The 15,401-nt window shown below is 64.0% G+C and carries 15 protein-coding genes; 1 reads left to right on the top strand and 14 read right to left on the bottom strand.

Features of this window, described 5'->3' with window-relative positions:
- Positions 1-81 precede the first annotated feature (81 nt).
- The 8 genes from rpsO to rimP form a co-directional block, all read right to left on the bottom strand.
- Positions 82-393, bottom strand: a complete 312-nt coding sequence (gene rpsO / locus CK230_RS22445; protein WP_280952563.1) for a 30S ribosomal protein S15 — start codon at positions 391-393, stop codon at positions 82-84.
- A gap of 149 nt (positions 394-542) precedes the next feature.
- Entirely contained in the window at positions 543-1,631 is a 1,089-nt protein-coding gene (gene corA, locus CK230_RS22440) for a magnesium/cobalt transporter CorA (RefSeq protein ID WP_095819322.1), read from the bottom strand.
- 122 nt (positions 1,632-1,753) lie between these two features.
- The gene (gene truB / locus CK230_RS22435) at positions 1,754-2,713 is read right to left on the bottom strand and encodes a tRNA pseudouridine(55) synthase TruB (protein ID WP_095819321.1); all 960 of its coding nucleotides are present in this window, start codon (positions 2,711-2,713) and stop codon (positions 1,754-1,756) included.
- Positions 2,713-3,129: a 30S ribosome-binding factor RbfA gene (gene rbfA, locus CK230_RS22430; RefSeq protein WP_095819320.1), complete on the bottom strand. Its 417-nt coding sequence runs from the start codon at positions 3,127-3,129 to the stop codon at positions 2,713-2,715. The genes truB and rbfA overlap by 1 nt, the downstream gene beginning before the upstream one ends.
- Before the next feature lie 124 nt (positions 3,130-3,253).
- On the bottom strand, positions 3,254-5,842 hold the full coding sequence (gene infB / locus CK230_RS22425; RefSeq protein WP_095819319.1) for a translation initiation factor IF-2: 2,589 nt from the start codon (positions 5,840-5,842) through the stop codon (positions 3,254-3,256).
- Positions 5,839-6,489, bottom strand: a complete 651-nt coding sequence (locus CK230_RS22420) for an RNA-binding protein (protein WP_095819318.1) — start codon at positions 6,487-6,489, stop codon at positions 5,839-5,841. Before CK230_RS22420 ends, infB begins: the two co-directional genes overlap by 4 nt.
- 32 nt (positions 6,490-6,521) lie before the next feature.
- Positions 6,522-8,117 (bottom strand): transcription termination factor NusA, encoded by a 1,596-nt coding sequence (nusA, locus tag CK230_RS22415; protein ID WP_095819317.1) that lies wholly within the window; start codon positions 8,115-8,117, stop codon positions 6,522-6,524.
- Between the two features lie 45 nt (positions 8,118-8,162).
- Entirely contained in the window at positions 8,163-8,789 is a 627-nt protein-coding gene (gene rimP, locus CK230_RS22410; protein WP_095819377.1) for a ribosome maturation factor RimP, read from the bottom strand.
- A 370-nt stretch (positions 8,790-9,159) separates the two neighbouring features.
- On the opposite strand from rimP, the gene CK230_RS22405 reads away from it, so the two are divergent.
- Positions 9,160-9,342 carry a hypothetical protein gene (locus CK230_RS22405; protein ID WP_141246074.1) on the top strand — a complete coding sequence of 61 codons (183 nt, stop codon included), beginning with the start codon at positions 9,160-9,162 and terminating at the stop codon, positions 9,340-9,342.
- Between the two features lie 25 nt (positions 9,343-9,367).
- Here the strand turns inward: CK230_RS22405 and CK230_RS22400 are convergent, their stop codons facing one another.
- The 6 genes from CK230_RS22400 to CK230_RS22375 form a co-directional block, all read right to left on the bottom strand.
- Entirely contained in the window at positions 9,368-10,078 is a 711-nt protein-coding gene (locus CK230_RS22400; RefSeq protein WP_095819315.1) for a tRNA (guanosine(46)-N(7))-methyltransferase TrmB, read from the bottom strand.
- Positions 10,075-11,340, bottom strand: coding sequence for a methionine adenosyltransferase (metK, locus tag CK230_RS22395; protein ID WP_095819314.1), 1,266 nt, complete (start codon positions 11,338-11,340; stop codon positions 10,075-10,077). Before metK ends, CK230_RS22400 begins: the two co-directional genes overlap by 4 nt.
- Before the next feature lie 165 nt (positions 11,341-11,505).
- Entirely contained in the window at positions 11,506-11,928 is a 423-nt protein-coding gene (locus CK230_RS22390) for a helix-turn-helix transcriptional regulator (RefSeq protein WP_095819313.1), read from the bottom strand.
- A gap of 140 nt (positions 11,929-12,068) precedes the next feature.
- Complete coding sequence (gene lnt / locus CK230_RS22385) at positions 12,069-13,655, bottom strand: apolipoprotein N-acyltransferase (RefSeq protein WP_095819312.1); 1,587 nt, start codon at positions 13,653-13,655, stop codon at positions 12,069-12,071.
- Between the two features lie 183 nt (positions 13,656-13,838).
- Entirely contained in the window at positions 13,839-14,198 is a 360-nt protein-coding gene (locus tag CK230_RS22380) for a VOC family protein (RefSeq protein ID WP_245430021.1), read from the bottom strand.
- A gap of 122 nt (positions 14,199-14,320) precedes the next feature.
- Positions 14,321-15,397 carry a hemolysin family protein gene (locus tag CK230_RS22375; protein ID WP_095819376.1) on the bottom strand — a complete coding sequence of 359 codons (1,077 nt, stop codon included), beginning with the start codon at positions 15,395-15,397 and terminating at the stop codon, positions 14,321-14,323.
- Positions 15,398-15,401: the final 4 nt, after the last annotated feature.

Genomic DNA, 15,401 nt, shown 5'->3' with positions numbered 1-15,401 from the left:
CTCCAGCATCGAGACACCGGACCATCCGATGCGCCAATGCGCGACCGGCGGGCTCCCTTGGAGAGCCCGCCGGTCAATTGGTCAGCGACGGAGACCGAGCTTGTCGATCAGCGTCTGATAGCGCGCGTCATCCTTGCGCTTGAGATAATCAAGCAGGCTGCGGCGCTGGGAAACCAGAGCAAGCAGGCCACGACGGGAATGGTTATCCTTCTTGTGGTCCTTGAAGTGCTCGGTCAGGTTCTTGATGCGCTCGGAAAGGATGGCAACCTGGACTTCCGGAGACCCGGTATCGCCCTTTGCGGTTGCGTATTCGGTCATCAATTCCTTCTTGCGATCGGCAGTGATCGACATCGTGCTTTTCCTTATCTGTTGGAGGAAACGGGACGCCCACAGCCGGGATGTCGTCCAGCAGGGGCCAGTGCAAGCGACGCGTCAGGGCGCGAAGCTGCGGCGCATATAGTGCAATTCCGGAAAAAACACCAGCCCAATTGTCAAGCCGGCTTGTCGCAGGTTCCGGTTGCGAAAACAGGAGATTGCAAAGGCTACAGCCACTTCTTCCATTTGAAGAACGCGATCAGACCGATCGCAATGATCACCATGAACACGAGCGACGCGGGGTAACCGTAGTAGGCCTTCAGCTCGGGCATGTTCCAGGGCGAGCTTTCCGGATCGAAATTCATGCCCCAGACGCCGACCAGGAAGGTCAGCGGCATGAAGATCACCGAGACGATCGTCAGATAGGAAATGACGTCGTTGGTGCGGGCCTGGGACAGCGAGAGATGCATCTCGATCAGGCCGGTGAGCATGTCGCGCTGGTTCTCGACCAGTTCGATCAGCCGCAGCGAATGGTCGAGCGTGTCGTTGAAGAAGATCTTGGTTTCGGCCTTCACGAAGGGCACGTCGTTGCGGATCAGCGTCGCCAGCGCATCGCGCATCGGCCACAGCACGCCCTTGAGCACGTTGGCGTCGCGCCTGAGTTCATGCAACTGCCGCATCTGATGCTTGTGCGGCTTGTTCAGCATCTCGTCCTCGATGCCGTCGACCAGCTCACTCGCCGCCTCGATCGGCGGGAAATAGCTGTCGACGATGGCATCGATCAGCGCATAGGCAAGATAGTCGGCGCCGCGCGAGCGCAGCCGGTTCGGCATCGCGGCCGCGATGCGCTTGCGCACCGGATCGAACGGATCGCCTTCGCGTTCCTGGAAAGTGACGACGAAATTCCGGCCGAAGAACAGCGCGATCTGCTCGTAGCGATGCGAGGTGACATCGTCGATCATGCGCATGACGACGAAGGCATGGTCCTCGAAGAAATCCACCTTCGGCCGCTGGCCGGTGTTGACAACGTCCTCCAGCGCCAGCGGGTGTAGATTGAAGATACGGCCGATCTCCTCGATCAGCGGAATGTTGGCAAGCCCTGTGCAGTCCAGCCAGACGATAGGCCATTTCTGGCAATGGGTGTTGAGGTCATCGATCGAGGCATTGTCGATGGTCTCGTATTTCTGAGGCGAGATCAATGTCAGCCGAAGCTCGCTGCGCCGTGCCGCCGGATCGGCGATCAGCGTGCCGGGCGACGCCCCGACCGGCGGCCGACGGGTTCGCAGCGGCGCCCTCTTGTTGCCTGTATCAGCCATGTTCTTCCTGGGGCCATGAGTTCCCCGGGCTTCCGCGCTCGGCCGAGATTAGAGCATTCCAGGACAAGCGTGCAGCGGTTTTCCGTTCGGAATTGGATAAATAACAGACACTTGCGCCGGATTCAGCCGACAAAGACCCGCTTAGGCTTGAACATGCCCTGCTCGATGGCGCCGATGGCGACGAGCTTGCCGCGCGCGGTGGCGCAGGCCTCCTCCGCCTCGACCGGCGCATCGCGGCCGCGAATGATGACGGGATTGCCGAGGCGGATCTTCGTCGCCGCGTCGTCGCTGACCGCGACCTGCGGCAGGCAATCGAGCGCTGCCGCCGTTTCGACCAGCAGCGCATCGATGGCGCTGAAATCGACGGGCGCCTCGGCCTCATCCGGACCTTCTTCGGTCTTGCCGCCAAAACGAGCCGCTTCCAGTTCGGCAACCGTGACGAAATCGTCCGGCGTGAACGGCTCGACCTCGACGCGGCGCAATTCAGCGATGTGGCCGAAGCAGTCAAGATCGCGGCCCATGTCGCGCGCCAGCGAGCGCACATAGGTGCCCTTGCCGCATTCGACCTCGAAGACGGTCTTGTCGGCACTGTGCTCGATAATATCCAAACGGCCGATTTCAATTTCCCGCGCGGGTATCTCGACCGTTTCGCCGTCGCGGGCAAGGTCGTAGGCGCGCTCGCCGGCGATCTTGATCGCCGAGAATTGCGGTGGCGTCTGCATGATGACGCCGGTGTATTTCGGCAGCAGCGCCCGCAGCTCGGCCTCGGCCGGGCGCCGGTCGGAGCTGTTGGTCACGGGGCCTTCGAGGTCGTCGGTCGAGCGTTCCTCGCCCCAGGCGACGGTGAAGCGGTAGACTTTGGCGCCGTCCTGCACATAGGGAACGGTCTTGGTCGCCTCGCCAAGCGCGATCGGCAGCATGCCGGAAGCGAGCGGATCGAGCGTGCCAGCATGGCCGGCCTTCTCGGCCTGGAACAGCCATTTAATCTTGGAGACGGCCTCGGTCGAGCCCATGCCGACCGGCTTGTCCAGCACCACCCAGCCGGAGACCGGCCGACCCTTCTTTTTGCCGCGGCGCGCCACTATTCCTCGTCCTTGTCGCTGTTCTTGCCGTCGCCGAGATCGCGCGCCACTTCGGGCGATTTCAGCAGTTCATTGATCTTCGCGAAATTGTCGAAGGAGGTATCGAGCCGGAAGCGGAACTCCGGCATGTACTTCATCTGCCTCAGTGCGCCGGAGACGCGGCCGCGGATGAATTTCGCGTGCCTGTTGAGCGCCTCGACCACGGCGTTGTCGTCACCCGCGCCAAGCGGCGAGACGAAGGCGGTGGCGATCTTGAGATCGGGCGACATGCGCACCTCGGAGACCGAGACGACGCTGTTCTCGATCACCGGATCGATGATCTCGCCGCGCTGCAGCGTTTCGGAAAGGGCATGGCGCACCTGCTCGCCGACGCGCAGCATGCGCTGGGAGGGGCCTGACGTTGTCGAACGGGACATTTTCTTCGGTCCTGAAATCGTGAAGCGCGGGATGGGACCACGCCGCATGTCTCAAAATGCATGAGCGGTCTGGGCGGCAGCCTTGCGGCCGCCGCCCGTTTCATTTCGGCAAGTATACCCGAATTTAGAGCGTCCTGCTCACCATCTCGACGCGGAAGCATTCGATGACGTCGCCGGCGCGCATGTCCTCGTAGTTCTGGAAGGCCATGCCGCATTCCTGGCCGGCTGGTACTTCCGAAACCTCGTCCTTGAAGCGCTTGAGCGTCTTCAGCGTGCCTTCGTGGACGACGACGTTGTCGCGGATCAGACGCACGCCCGCACCACGCTCGACCTTGCCTTCGGTGACGCGGCAGCCGGCGATCTTGCCGATCTTGGAGATGTCGAAGATCTCGAGGATCTCGGCATTGCCGATGAAGGTCTCCCGGCGTTCCGGCGAAAGCATGCCGGAAAGGGCCGCCTTCACGTCGTCGACGAGGTTGTAGATGATCGAGTAGTAGCGGATCTCGATGTCAGCGGCGGCCGCCGCGGTGCGCGCCTGCGCGTTGGCGCGGACGTTGAAGCCGATGATCGCGGCACCCGACGTCTCGGCCAGCGAGACGTCGCTTTCGGTGATGCCGCCGGCGCCCGAATGGACGATCCGCACCCTGACCTCGTCGTTGCCGAGCTTTTCGAGAGCGGCGTTGATCGCCTCGATGGATCCCTGCACGTCGCCCTTGATGACCAGCGGAAACTCCTTCAGCCCGCTCGTCTGCAACTGCGACATCATCTGTTCGAGCGAGCCGCGCTGGCCGGCATGCTTGGCCACCGCCTTGTCGCGCGCCAGGCGCTGACGGTATTCGGTGATCTCGCGGGCGCGGGCCTCGTTGTTGACGACGGCGAAGCGGTCGCCGGCCTGCGGCGTGCCCTGAAGGCCAAGCACCTCGACCGGCATCGCCGGCGGCGCCTCCGGCACATGCTCGCCGCGGTCGTCGACAAGCGCGCGCACACGGCCCCACTCGTTGCCGGCGACAATGATGTCGCCGGGCATCAGCGTGCCGGTCTGCACCAGAACGGTGGCGACCGGACCGCGGCCCTTGTCGAGCTTGGCTTCGATCACCGCGCCTTCGGCGGTGCGGTCGGGATTGGCCTTGAGGTCGAGAACTTCGGCCTGCAGCAGGATCGCTTCGAGCAGCTTGTCGAGATTGGTGCCCTTGGTCGCCGAAACCTCGACGTCCAGCACTTCGCCGCCCATCGATTCCACGAATACCTCGTGGCGCAGCAGTTCGGTCCGAACCTTCTGCGGATCGGCGTCGCGCTTGTCGATCTTGTTGATCGCCACGATGATCGGCACGCCGGCCGCCTTGGCGTGGTTGATCGATTCGATCGTCTGCGGCATCACGCTGTCATCCGCCGCCACCACCAGCACGGCGATGTCGGTGACCTGGGCGCCGCGGGCGCGCATGGCCGTGAAGGCGGCGTGGCCGGGCGTGTCGATGAAGGTGATCTTCTGACCGTTCTTCTCGATCTGGTAGGCGCCGATATGCTGAGTGATGCCGCCGGCCTCGCCGGAGACGACATTGGCGTTGCGGATGGCGTCAAGCAATGAGGTCTTGCCGTGGTCGACATGGCCCATGATGGTCACGACCGGCGGACGCGACACCAGATCCTCCGGACGGTCGGCGATGTTGAACAGGCCTTCCTCGATGTCGGACTCTGCAACGCGGCGGACCGTGTGGCCAAATTCGGAAGCGACCAGCTCGGCCGTGTCGGCGTCGATGACGTCGCCTGGCTTCAGGATCTGGCCCTGCTTCATGAAGAACTTGACCACGTCCACGGCGCGCTCGGACATGCGCTGCGCCAGTTCCTGGATGGTGATGGTTTCGGGCAGGATCACTTCGCGCATGACTTTCTCGCGCGGCTCGTTGTGGAGCGCGCGTTTGAATTTTTCCTGGCGACGACGCATCGACGACAGCGAGCGGGCGCGCGCGTCGTCATCAGACAGCGCGGAGTTCAGTGTCAGCTTGCCACGGCGGCGATCTTCCTCGCCCTTGGTCGGCTTGGCCGGACGGGCCACTTCCGGGGTCGCGAGACGGCGCGGCGGCGCGCTGGCGCCCGCGCCACCGCCGGCACCCGTGCGCCTCGGCTTGGCCTCTTCCTCGTCATCGGCCGTAGCGATATCGGCTGCCTGCGGCGCACGACGGCGAGCCTCTTCCTCCGCACGACGCCGCGACTCGGCCTCGGCCTGCAGGCGCGCTTCCTCCTCCGCCTGACGGCGCGCGGATTCGTCGCGCTCGCGCTTGCGGCGTTCCTCTTCCTCGGCGCGGCGCTTGGCATCCTCCTGAGCGCGCTGGCGATCCTCGGCCTCGCGGGCCTTGGAGCCCTCCAGGGCCCTCCGGCGCGCTTCCATCTCGCCACGCGACAGCTCGTTCAGGACCATGCCCGAACGTTCCGGCGGCGGAGGCGGCGCCTTCGGCGCTTCCTGCACGACAGGCGCGGCGGCGACAGGAGCGGCCGCGGCGGGCTTCGGCGTGAACACGGACGGCGCCACCGGCTCCGGCTTGTCGCCGGGCAGCGAGAACTTGCGCTTCTTGGTCTCGACGACGACCGACTTGGTGCGGCCGTGCGAGAAATTCTGGCGCACGGTGCTCTGCTCGAGACCGGGGCGCTTCAGCGTCAAGGTCTTCTTCGGCGTAACGCTCAACGTCTTGTCGTCGCCCGATTTCGTATCGTTCATTCCATATCCTCTGCGGCATCATCTTCGTCGGCAACGGCCGCAAGCATTGCCAGATCGTTCGGGGTACCGCCCCGATATCGGTCGAGCGCAACAACGCGCTTCTCAACCGCCAGTCCCGCGTCCTGCGCGAGGACGGCAGCATGTATCACATTTGTACCCCCCAATGCCAAGCTCAACTCGGCCTCGGAGAAAAGTTTGTAGGCAAGGATAGCGGGACCGCCAAGATGGACGGTCGCCCGCCGCGCCTGACCGATCTTGCGGACACCGTCGTCCGACGCCTCCGCCGCATGCAGCACGAGCAGCGCCTGCCCGTCGCGCACCGCACCCTCGACCTTGGCGGCGCCAAGAACGACGGCGCCAGCCTTGCGGGCAAGGCCAAGCATACCCAGAGCGGATCTGGAAAGCAGCCCGTCGACCATGCCGCCGAGATCGACCGGAACGGTCACCTGCGCCTTGAATGCGCGGGCAAACAGGTTCTTCGCCGCTGCCTTCTCGATATGTAGGCGATCGGCGGTGACCCAGCAACCGCGGCCGGGCAGATTTCTCTTGATGTCCGGAACGACGGCCGAATCCGGGCCGACGACGAAGCGGATCAGTTCATCCGCTTCGGCCTGCCTGCGCGTAACGATGCAAGTGCGATCGTTCATCTCGTCCACGGGCTTTGCGATTGGTGGTCACCTCACGCACCGACGGTTTCGCCGGCCACCGGCTCTTCGGCGGCAAGTTCTTCCTCGGTGATCCAGCCGGCCTGCTTGCGGGCCGCGAGCACCATCTGCTCGGCATCGGCGCGCGAGACGCCGTGAGAGGCCAGGACGCCCGGATAGACCTTGGTCTCGCCGTCCTTGCGCTCTTTCCAGCCGATCAGGTCGTCGGCGGCATAGCCGGCGAAATCCTCGATCGTCTTCACGCCGTCCTCGCCGAGCGTCACCATCATGGCGGTGGTGACGCCGGGGATGTCGCGCAGCTCGTCCGTGACGCCCAGCGCCTTGCGCTTTTCGTCATGCTCGGCCTCGATCTTCTCCAGATATTCGCGGGCGCGGGTCTGGATTTCCGAAGCGGTGTCCTCGTCGAAGCCGTCGATCGAGGAGATTTCGCCCGAGTCGACATAGGCGACTTCCTCGACGCTGGTGAAGCCTTCGGAGGCAAGCACCTGGCCGACCATCTCGTCGACGTCGAGGGCTTCCATGAACAGTGCCGAACGCTCGACGAATTCCTTCTGGCGGCGCTCGCTCTCTTCCTGCTCGGTCAGGATATCGATATCCCAGCCGGTGAGCTGCGAGGCCAGGCGGACGTTCTGGCCGCGGCGGCCGATGGCCAGCGAGAGCTGGTCGTCCGGCACCACCACCTCGATGCGCTCGGCGTCCTCGTCGAGCACCACCTTGGCGACTTCTGCCGGCTGCAGCGCGTTGACGATGAAGGAAGCGGCCGAAGGCGACCACGGAATGATGTCGATCTTCTCGCCCTGCAATTCACCGACCACCGCCTGGACGCGGCTGCCGCGCATGCCGACGCAGGCGCCGACCGGATCGATCGAGGAATCGCGCGAGATGACGGCGATCTTGGCGCGCGAGCCCGGATCGCGCGCGACCGATTTGATCTCGATTATACCATCGTAGATTTCCGGCACTTCCATGGTGAAGAGCTTGGCCATGAACTGCGGATGCGTGCGCGACAGGAAGATCTGCGGGCCGCGCTGCTCACGGCGCACGTCGTAGACATAGGCGCGGACGCGGTCGCCATACTTATAGTTCTCGCGCGGGATCAGCTCGTCGCGGCGGATGATCGCCTCGCCGCGGCCGAGATCGACGATGACGTTGCCGTATTCGACGCGCTTGACGGTGCCGTTGACGATCTCGCCAATGCGATCCTTGTATTCGTCATACTGGCGATCGCGTTCGGCCTCGCGCACCTTCTGCACGATGACCTGCTTGGCCGACTGGGCGGCGATACGGCCGAAGTCCATCGGCGGCAGCTGCTCCGCGATGAAGTCGCCGAGCTGGGCGTCGGGGTTGCGCTCGCGCGCCGTGGAAAGCGCGATCTGCGTGGCGTAGTCCTCGACCTTCTCGACCACTTCCATCAGCCGCTGCAGCTTCATCTCACCGGTGTTCGGGTTGATGTCGGCGCGGATGTTGGTCTCCTGGCCGTAACGCGAGCGCGCCGCCTTCTGGATCGCATCGGCCATGGCGGCGATGACGATCGACTTGTCGATCGACTTTTCACGCGCGACCGCGTCGGCGATCTGCAGCAGTTCAAGCCTGTTGGCGCTTACAACCATTGTCTTTCTCCCGATTTCGCCTCGGACTTCAGCCCGGCGGCGCTATCAACTTTCCTGTTCGGTTTCGTTTTCCTCGGCGGCGTCTTCTGCTTCGCCGCGGCGTTTCCTGGCTTCCTTGCGCGCCCGGTTGTCCTTCGACAGGGCATCGCGGATGAGATCGTCGGTCAGCACCAGCCGGGCCTCGGCGATCGCGTCGTAAGGCACGCGCACCGTCGGCTGCTCGCCATAGGCAGCCTTGTCGCGTTCGATAAGGATGCCGTCGGCGTCGGCCTCGGCGATCTTGCCCTTGAAGCGCTTGCGGTCGCCGATGAGGACGGATGTCTCCAGCTTGACCAGATGGCCGGTCCAGGTGGTGAAATCCGACTTGCGCACCAGCGGCCGATCGATACCGGGCGAGGACACTTCGAGATGATACGCCTTTTCGATCGGATCATCGACATCGAGGGCCGGCGACACCGCACGGCTGACCTCTTCGCAATCCTCGACGGTCATGGTGCCGTCTTCGCGTTCGGCCATGATCTGCAGCGTCAGCCCGTTCTGACCGGTCAGCTGCACCCGCACGAGACGGAAGCCGATGGCCTTGAGCACCGGCTGTACGATCAGCGCAATGCGCGCATCGATGCCGCTTTCGCGGATGATACGGTCGTCGGCCTCGCCTGCCGCTGCAGTCATCGGATCCCTGTCGCTTCTTGGCTTCCGGCCGGCAGGTAACAAAAAAGAGCGGGACCGGGTGGACCCACTCTTCGTCATACCGACCAAGAATTTGACGCTGATATAGACGATTGCCGCCGGCGTTTCAAGCCTGCAGGCAGCGCGGAGCACGATGCCGAAAGCGTGAAGCGGTTTTCGGACGAGATCATGCTTCAATTTGGAACCGGATTCAGATTTCGGGTCGAACACGCTGAATCATTCCGCTCCGGCTGAGGTTCGTGCCGAGGCGCAGGGTTGCGTGCCGGGCATGGCGGCCATGCGGCCGGCTGCCTTGTAAAGGGCCGCAGGCGGCGCCCATCTATGTTGCAATGCAAAGGAAAGGACGCGCGCGGTGGCGCGCGAGGATATTCATATGGAACGTGGATTGTTTTTCGTCATCGGTGACTTCTTCAACACATTTGGTAGTGCAGCAGCCGCGGCGCGGGCCGTCGAAGCCGGCCGCAAGCCGCGCCACAGTGACCTGAGGAAGCTCGGCATCGATCCGGCCGCCTTCGACAGGATCGGCCGCTACTGAGGCGGTTGCTTCGGTATCTTGTGGCTTATTTCCGGATGAACGTCAGATAGGCAGGCCGCCGTCCCTCGCGTATCGCCTTGGCCTCGTAACGCGTGCCGGGCCAACCCTCATAGGGTCGATGCCAATCCGCAGCCTCTCCTGCCTGCCACTCGAAGGCGCCGTGAGCGCGGCAGGCAAGCAGCGTCCAGTTGACATAGCTGTCGATGTCGGAGGCGAAGCGGAACCTGCCGCCCGGCCTCAGGACGCGGGCGAAGCGGCCGAGATTGGCAGCGCCGACGAAGCGGCGCTTCCAGTGCTTCTTCTTCGGCCATGGATCGGGATAGAGCAGGTCGATGCCGTCGAGCGAGCCCGACGGCAGCCAGTCGAGCAGGCGCGTGGCGTCGTCGTCATAGACCCTCAGATTGCCAAGCGGGGCCTTGGCAAGCGCCGTCATCATCTTGGCCATGCCGTTGACGAAGGGCTCGACGCCGATGAAGCCGGTCCCCGGTGCTTCCTTGGCGCGGTGCAGGAGATGCTCGCCGCCGCCAAAGCCGATCTCCAGCTGCAGAGCCGAAACCTCGGCTTTGAACAAGGTCCGTAGATCCGCCGGCGCTTGCGCCGTCAGGTCGAGCCGGTATTCGCGCAAGCCGCTTTCGAGGGCGATCGCCTGCTGCGGGCGTATGGTCTTGCCGTGCCGGCGGCCGAAGAATCCTTCGGTCGCCCGGCTCGGCCTGTCCTTTGCGTTCGCTGGCGTCAGGCGGCGACGGCGTCCTTGAGCGCCTTGGCGAGATCGGTCTTCTCCCAGGAGAAGGAACCGTCGCGACCGGCCTTGCGGCCGAAATGGCCGTAGGACGAGGTTTTTGCGTAGATCGGCTTGTTGAGGTCGAGGTGACGGCGGATGCCCGACGGCGACAGGTCCATCACCTTGCGCAGCGCCTCTTCAAGCTTCGATTCGTCAACCTTGCCGGTGCCGTGCAGGTCGACATAGACCGACAGCGGCTGGGCGACGCCGATGGCATAGGAGAGCTGGATCGTGCAGCGGTCGGCGAGCTTGGCCGCCACCACGTTCTTGGCAAGGTAGCGCGCCGCATAGGCGGCCGAACGGTCGACCTTGGTGGTGTCCTTGCCCGAGAAAGCGCCGCCGCCGTGCGGTGCCGCGCCGCCATAGGTGTCGACGATGATCTTGCGGCCGGTGAGGCCGGCATCGCCGTCAGGCCCGCCGATGACGAACTTGCCGGTCGGATTGATGTACCAGTTGCAGTCCTCGGCGATCTTCAGCTCGCCAAGCGCCTCGCGGATATAGGGCTCGACGACCTTGCGGACCTTCTTGGAGTCCCAGCTGGCATCGAGATGCTGGGTGGAGAGCACGATCTGCGTGACTTCCGCCGCCTTGCCGTCGGCATAGCGCACGGTGACCTGGCTCTTGGCGTCCGGGCCGAGCTTGCCGGCCTCGCCGTTGCCTTCATGGCGCGCGGCGGCAAGCAATTCGAGAATCTTGTGGCTGTAATAGATCGGCGCCGGCATCAGGTCGGGCGTCTCGCGGCAGGCGTAACCGAACATGATGCCCTGGTCGCCGGCACCTTCCTCGCCCTGGCGGTCGGCGGCATTGTCGACGCCCTGGCCGATGTCGGGCGACTGGCCGTGCAGCAGCACGTCGATCTTAGCGGTCTTCCAGTGGAAGCCGGACTGCTCGTAGCCGATCTCGCGGATAGCTTTGCGGGCAACCGACTTGAACTTGGTCGGATTGACCACGGGATGGTCGGACGCATCCTTGAGGACGTTGCCCGCCTTGTCCTTCTTCAAGAGTGTGTCGGGGACGCGGACCTCGCCGGCGATGACGACGCGGTTGGTGGTGGCCAGCGTTTCGCAGGCGACGCGAACCTTCCACGGATCCATGCCTGTCTTCTTGGCTTCGCGATAAACCAGATCGACGATTTCGTCGGAGATGCGGTCACAAACTTTGTCGGGATGACCCTCGGAGACGGATTCCGAGGTGAAGAGATAATTCTGCCGCGTCACGGGTGTCCCCTCTCGAAAAAAAATCGGCAGGTTGCCGATTTTTGGCGCGCCACGTGTTAGCGGTGCCGGGCGCCGCTCGTCAAGCGGGGCGACGGATCTGGCATGAATGTAGGCGAGGCCCGCTATGCCACCGGCGGCAGGCGCTGCCGGCGGCATAGGTAAAAATCAATCGGCGTCTTCGGCGGAGAGCGCCTTCACTAGATCGATGATCCGGCGGCGCACCTTCACGTCGCCGATCTTGACGAAAGCCCGGTTGAGCTGAAGCCCTTCGGGACTGCCACAGAATTCGATGGCGAAGGCCATCGAGGAGTCTTCGGCAAATCCCCGATTGCCGCCACCGGTCTCCTCGCCCGGGGCATCCTCGAAAAAGAAGGCGACAGGAACGCTCAGGATGGAGGCGATCGCCTGCAGACGGCTCGCGCCAACCCTGTTCGTGCCCTTTTCATACTTCTGGATCTGCTGAAAGGTGATGCCGAGATTTTCACCCAGCTTTTCCTGGCTCATTCCAAGCATATTGCGGCGCAGCCGAATGCGACTCCCGACATGAATGTCGATCGGATTCGGCTTCTTCTTGTTCTCTTCTGTCATTTTTTCCTCGCCGAATTTTTCCGGCTTTTTCTATTTTGTTCCGCCCATATGAAGCCGGAGCCACCTGCCCCAACAGAACCCTCCAACCGACTTCGAGAAAATTTTAGGCGTTACAGTATGAGTTTCTAATGTGCCGACTGTCAATTCACCCGTAGCCGCTGCCTTACATTCAATGTGAAGGCCGCCAGCGCAAACAGCAACATGATCAGCAATCCGTTAATTCGCCGCTGTTCGGGAGGCAGAAGGGCGCGCCCAGAGACCGGTACATGCGCGTCGATGGCGCCGCGCGCGTTGACTGCAAGCGCATCGATGATGCGCCCGCGTGAATCGACGACTGTGGAGATGCCGTTGTTGGCCGCGCGCAGCAGCGGCAATCCGTTCTCCACCGCGCGAATCTGGGCCTGCCTGAAGTGCTGGTACGGGCCTGGCGTGTCGCCAAACCAGGCGTCGTTTGTGACGTTCACGATCACGTCAGATGACTCAGAGTCGGCTGCGACGAGATCGGGAAAAATCACCTCGTAGCAGATGAATGGCGCGGCGCGCAGGCCGCCCGGCAAGCCGATCGGATGCCGTTCGTTGCCGGCGGCGAAATTCATCGGTCCGGCAACGAGTTGGCCTATGCCGAAGCGTTGGAAAAGATCGGCGAAGGGCAGATACTCACCGAAGGGAACCAGGTGCACCTTGTCGACGGCATCGACGATCTCGCCCTTGTCGTTGATCGCCACAACGGAATTGTAATAGCGGCTGCCGGCATTCGCCGATCCGCCCTCCTCGCGCACGACGCCGGCAATCAGCATCTGGCCGTCGGCCAGCATGTCGCCCAGCGCCGTCAGCGCGTCCGGACGCTCGGTGAACAGGAAGGGCACCGATGTTTCCGGCCACAGGATGAGCTGCGGCTTGGCGTGCCCCTCTTCCGGCGCTTTCCCCGATATCCCCAGCAAAGTCGCGAAGATGCGGTCGCGCACCGAGGCGTCCCACTTTTCGCTGAGATCGACCGATGGCTGGACGATGCGAACGTCGATCGAGCGGGCCGGCTCGACCGGGGCCGCGAGCCTGGCATAGCCGAAGCCGACATGGCCGGCGACCAGGATGACGAACAGGGCAAGGCCCAGCCTCAGATGCCGGCGCGCGGCAACCAGCGCGGGGAGCGAAAACACGAAGACCGCGAGCGCGTTCATGCCGATCATGCCGGTCACCGACACGCTCTGCATCAGGAGCGGCACCGGCATCGCCGCGTAGCCGACGGCGTTCCAGGGAAAACCGGTGAAGAGAAAGTCCCGCAACCATTCGGCAAGGCCGAAACCGAAGGCAAGGGCGGCGATGCGGCCGATATCGCTGCTCCAGAACAGCCGCGCCACGACGGCGGCAAAGCCATAGAAGAAGGCGAGCGCAAAGGGGATGCCGACGACGGCGAAGGGCAAGGCCCAGGCGAAACTGTCGGCCTCGACCAGCAATGCCTGGCCGATCCACCACAGGCCAGCCAGGAAGTAACCGAAGCCGAACCACCAGCCGGTGGCGAAAGCCGGCCTCAGGCGCCTGAACCAGCCATCGGAAGCCTCGCCGGTGGCGCCGTCGAGCAGCCAGACCAGAACCGGGAACGAGACGAAGCAGACGGCGAAGAAGTCGTACGGCGCCTGGGCAACCACCGCCAGCGCTCCGGCGGCAAAGGCCACCAGCGCCCGCCGCCACCCCCACAGCAGAATTATCCGGCCGGCAAAGCGCTGCATCAAGCTTCCCAAGTCGCGCGAATCAGGGAGCTAGAGGTTTAACAGGCTGGGCCCGGCGTTCCAAACCCAGATAGGGGCGGCCTGATACACGGTCGCGCTATCGCGGGAACAAGTATCCCGCCACAGCTCCTTGTTTAGCCGCATTTCTGCAACGCCAAGCGATTCCGCTTGGCTGCAAAATGTTCAGCTATGCCAGCCTTCGATCCGCAGGCCGGTCAGCCGCTCGGCCTCGTCCTTCGGCACGACGCGCACTGTCCGGGTGAATGTCCAGACATGGCCTTCGGGGTCGCGGGCGCGATATTGGCGCTCGCCGTAGAAATGATCAGCGGGCTCCTCGACGATCTCCGCGCCCGCAGCGCGTGCTTTTTCGCAATGCGCGTCGAGGTCTTGTTGCAGACGGACATAGACGGCTTGCGCGTTCATGCCGCCGACGGAGGCCGGACTGGCGACATGATCGGCCCACTCGGAATCGACGATGATATAGCCGTCGCCGAAGCGCATTTCGGCATGCGCGAGCCGGCCGTCGGCATCGCTCACCAGCATGCTCGGCTCAAAAACCGAAGGCCGCCAGCAGAAAGGACAAAGCCGCGCGCGGATCGCGGTAGAAAACGCCTGAGCCCAGGACCGCATGCTTGAACGGATCGTCGGTCGGCATGCAGACGACGTCAGGCCTGTTCGGTGCGGGCGGCGCGGCGACGCTGACGTTCGCCCTTCGGGCTCTGCACGATGCGCACGCGCTTGACGCGGCGCGGATCGGCGTCGAGCACATGGAACTCGAAGCCGGGAATGGCCTGCACGACTTCGCCCCTGGCCGGGACGCGGCCGAGCGTGTTGAAGATCATGCCGCCGATGGTGTCGACATATTCGCCATGCTCGCCGGCGGCGAAATCCTCGCCGATCATCTTGGCGACCTCGTCGATCTCGGCCTTGCCGTCGACGACGAAGACGCCGTCGCCGGTCTGCGTGATCATCGGCTCGTCGTCGTCATGCTCGTCCTCGATGTCGCCGACCACCATCTCGACGATGTCTTCCAGCGAGGCGAGGCCGTCGGTGCCGCCATATTCGTCGATGACCAGGGCCATCTGCGTGCGCGTCGTCTGCATGCGGCCCATGAGGTCGGAGGCCAGCATCGAGGGTGGCACGAACAGCACCTGGCGGATCAGATTGAGATCGCCGATGGTTCGCGCGAGATCGACCTGCGCAAGGTCGAGCGCCGTCGTCACCGGCGCCTTCGCCCTGGCGCGGCCCTTCTTGACGCGGGCGATCTTGGTGATGTGGGCGAGCACGTCGCGGATGTGGACCATGCCGCGCGGATCGTCCAACGTCTCGGAATAGACCGGCATGCGCGAATGACCGGATTGCTCGAAAAGGCCGAGCAGGTCGCCAAGCGTGGTGTTGATCTCGACCGCCTCGATATCGGCGCGCGGCACCATGACGTCCTCGACCCGCACTTCGCGCAGGCGCAGGATGTTGTTGAGCATGGCGCGTTCGCCGGGCGAGAAGGCGCCGGCATCGGTCGCGGTTTCGGCAAGCGCGCCGGCAATCTCCTCGCGCAGGCTGGTGCCGTTGCGGTGCCGGAACAGACCGAGCACGCGGTCGAAGAGGGAAGGACCGGCATGCGTCGGCTCCGCCGCCGCGCTGCCGGTGGGAATACTCGGACTCGAGCCCTCTTCCGTCTTTTCGGAAGGCTTGGCAGCACTGCCGGCGTCCGGGCGGGCGGCAGTTTCTGGTGTGTCGTTCATCGCC

The sequence above is a fragment of the Mesorhizobium sp. WSM3859 genome, from assembly GCF_002295065.1.
GTDB lineage: Bacteria > Pseudomonadota > Alphaproteobacteria > Rhizobiales > Rhizobiaceae > Mesorhizobium.
Note: the sequence above shows the minus strand (reverse complement) of the source record. Positions and strands in the feature narration are given on the sequence as shown.

Excerpts from the sequence above, each read along its gene's own strand:
- corA (WP_095819322.1), bottom strand. The coding sequence starts at position 1,631 with ATGGCTGATACAGGCAACAAGAGGGCGCCGCTGCGAACCCGTCGGCCG.
- rbfA (WP_095819320.1), bottom strand. The coding sequence starts at position 3,129 with ATGTCCCGTTCGACAACGTCAGGCCCCTCCCAGCGCATGCTGCGCGTC.
- infB (WP_095819319.1), bottom strand. The coding sequence starts at position 5,842 with ATGAACGATACGAAATCGGGCGACGACAAGACGTTGAGCGTTACGCCG.
- CK230_RS22420 (WP_095819318.1), bottom strand. The coding sequence starts at position 6,489 with ATGAACGATCGCACTTGCATCGTTACGCGCAGGCAGGCCGAAGCGGAT.
- nusA (WP_095819317.1), bottom strand. The coding sequence starts at position 8,117 with ATGGTTGTAAGCGCCAACAGGCTTGAACTGCTGCAGATCGCCGACGCG.
- rimP (WP_095819377.1), bottom strand. The coding sequence starts at position 8,789 with ATGACTGCAGCGGCAGGCGAGGCCGACGACCGTATCATCCGCGAAAGC.
- CK230_RS22390 (WP_095819313.1), bottom strand. The coding sequence starts at position 11,928 with ATGACAGAAGAGAACAAGAAGAAGCCGAATCCGATCGACATTCATGTC.
- lnt (WP_095819312.1), bottom strand. The coding sequence starts at position 13,655 with ATGCAGCGCTTTGCCGGCCGGATAATTCTGCTGTGGGGGTGGCGGCGG.
- CK230_RS22380 (WP_245430021.1), bottom strand. The coding sequence starts at position 14,198 with ATGCTGGTGAGCGATGCCGACGGCCGGCTCGCGCATGCCGAAATGCGC.
- CK230_RS22375 (WP_095819376.1), bottom strand. The coding sequence starts at position 15,397 with ATGAACGACACACCAGAAACTGCCGCCCGCCCGGACGCCGGCAGTGCT.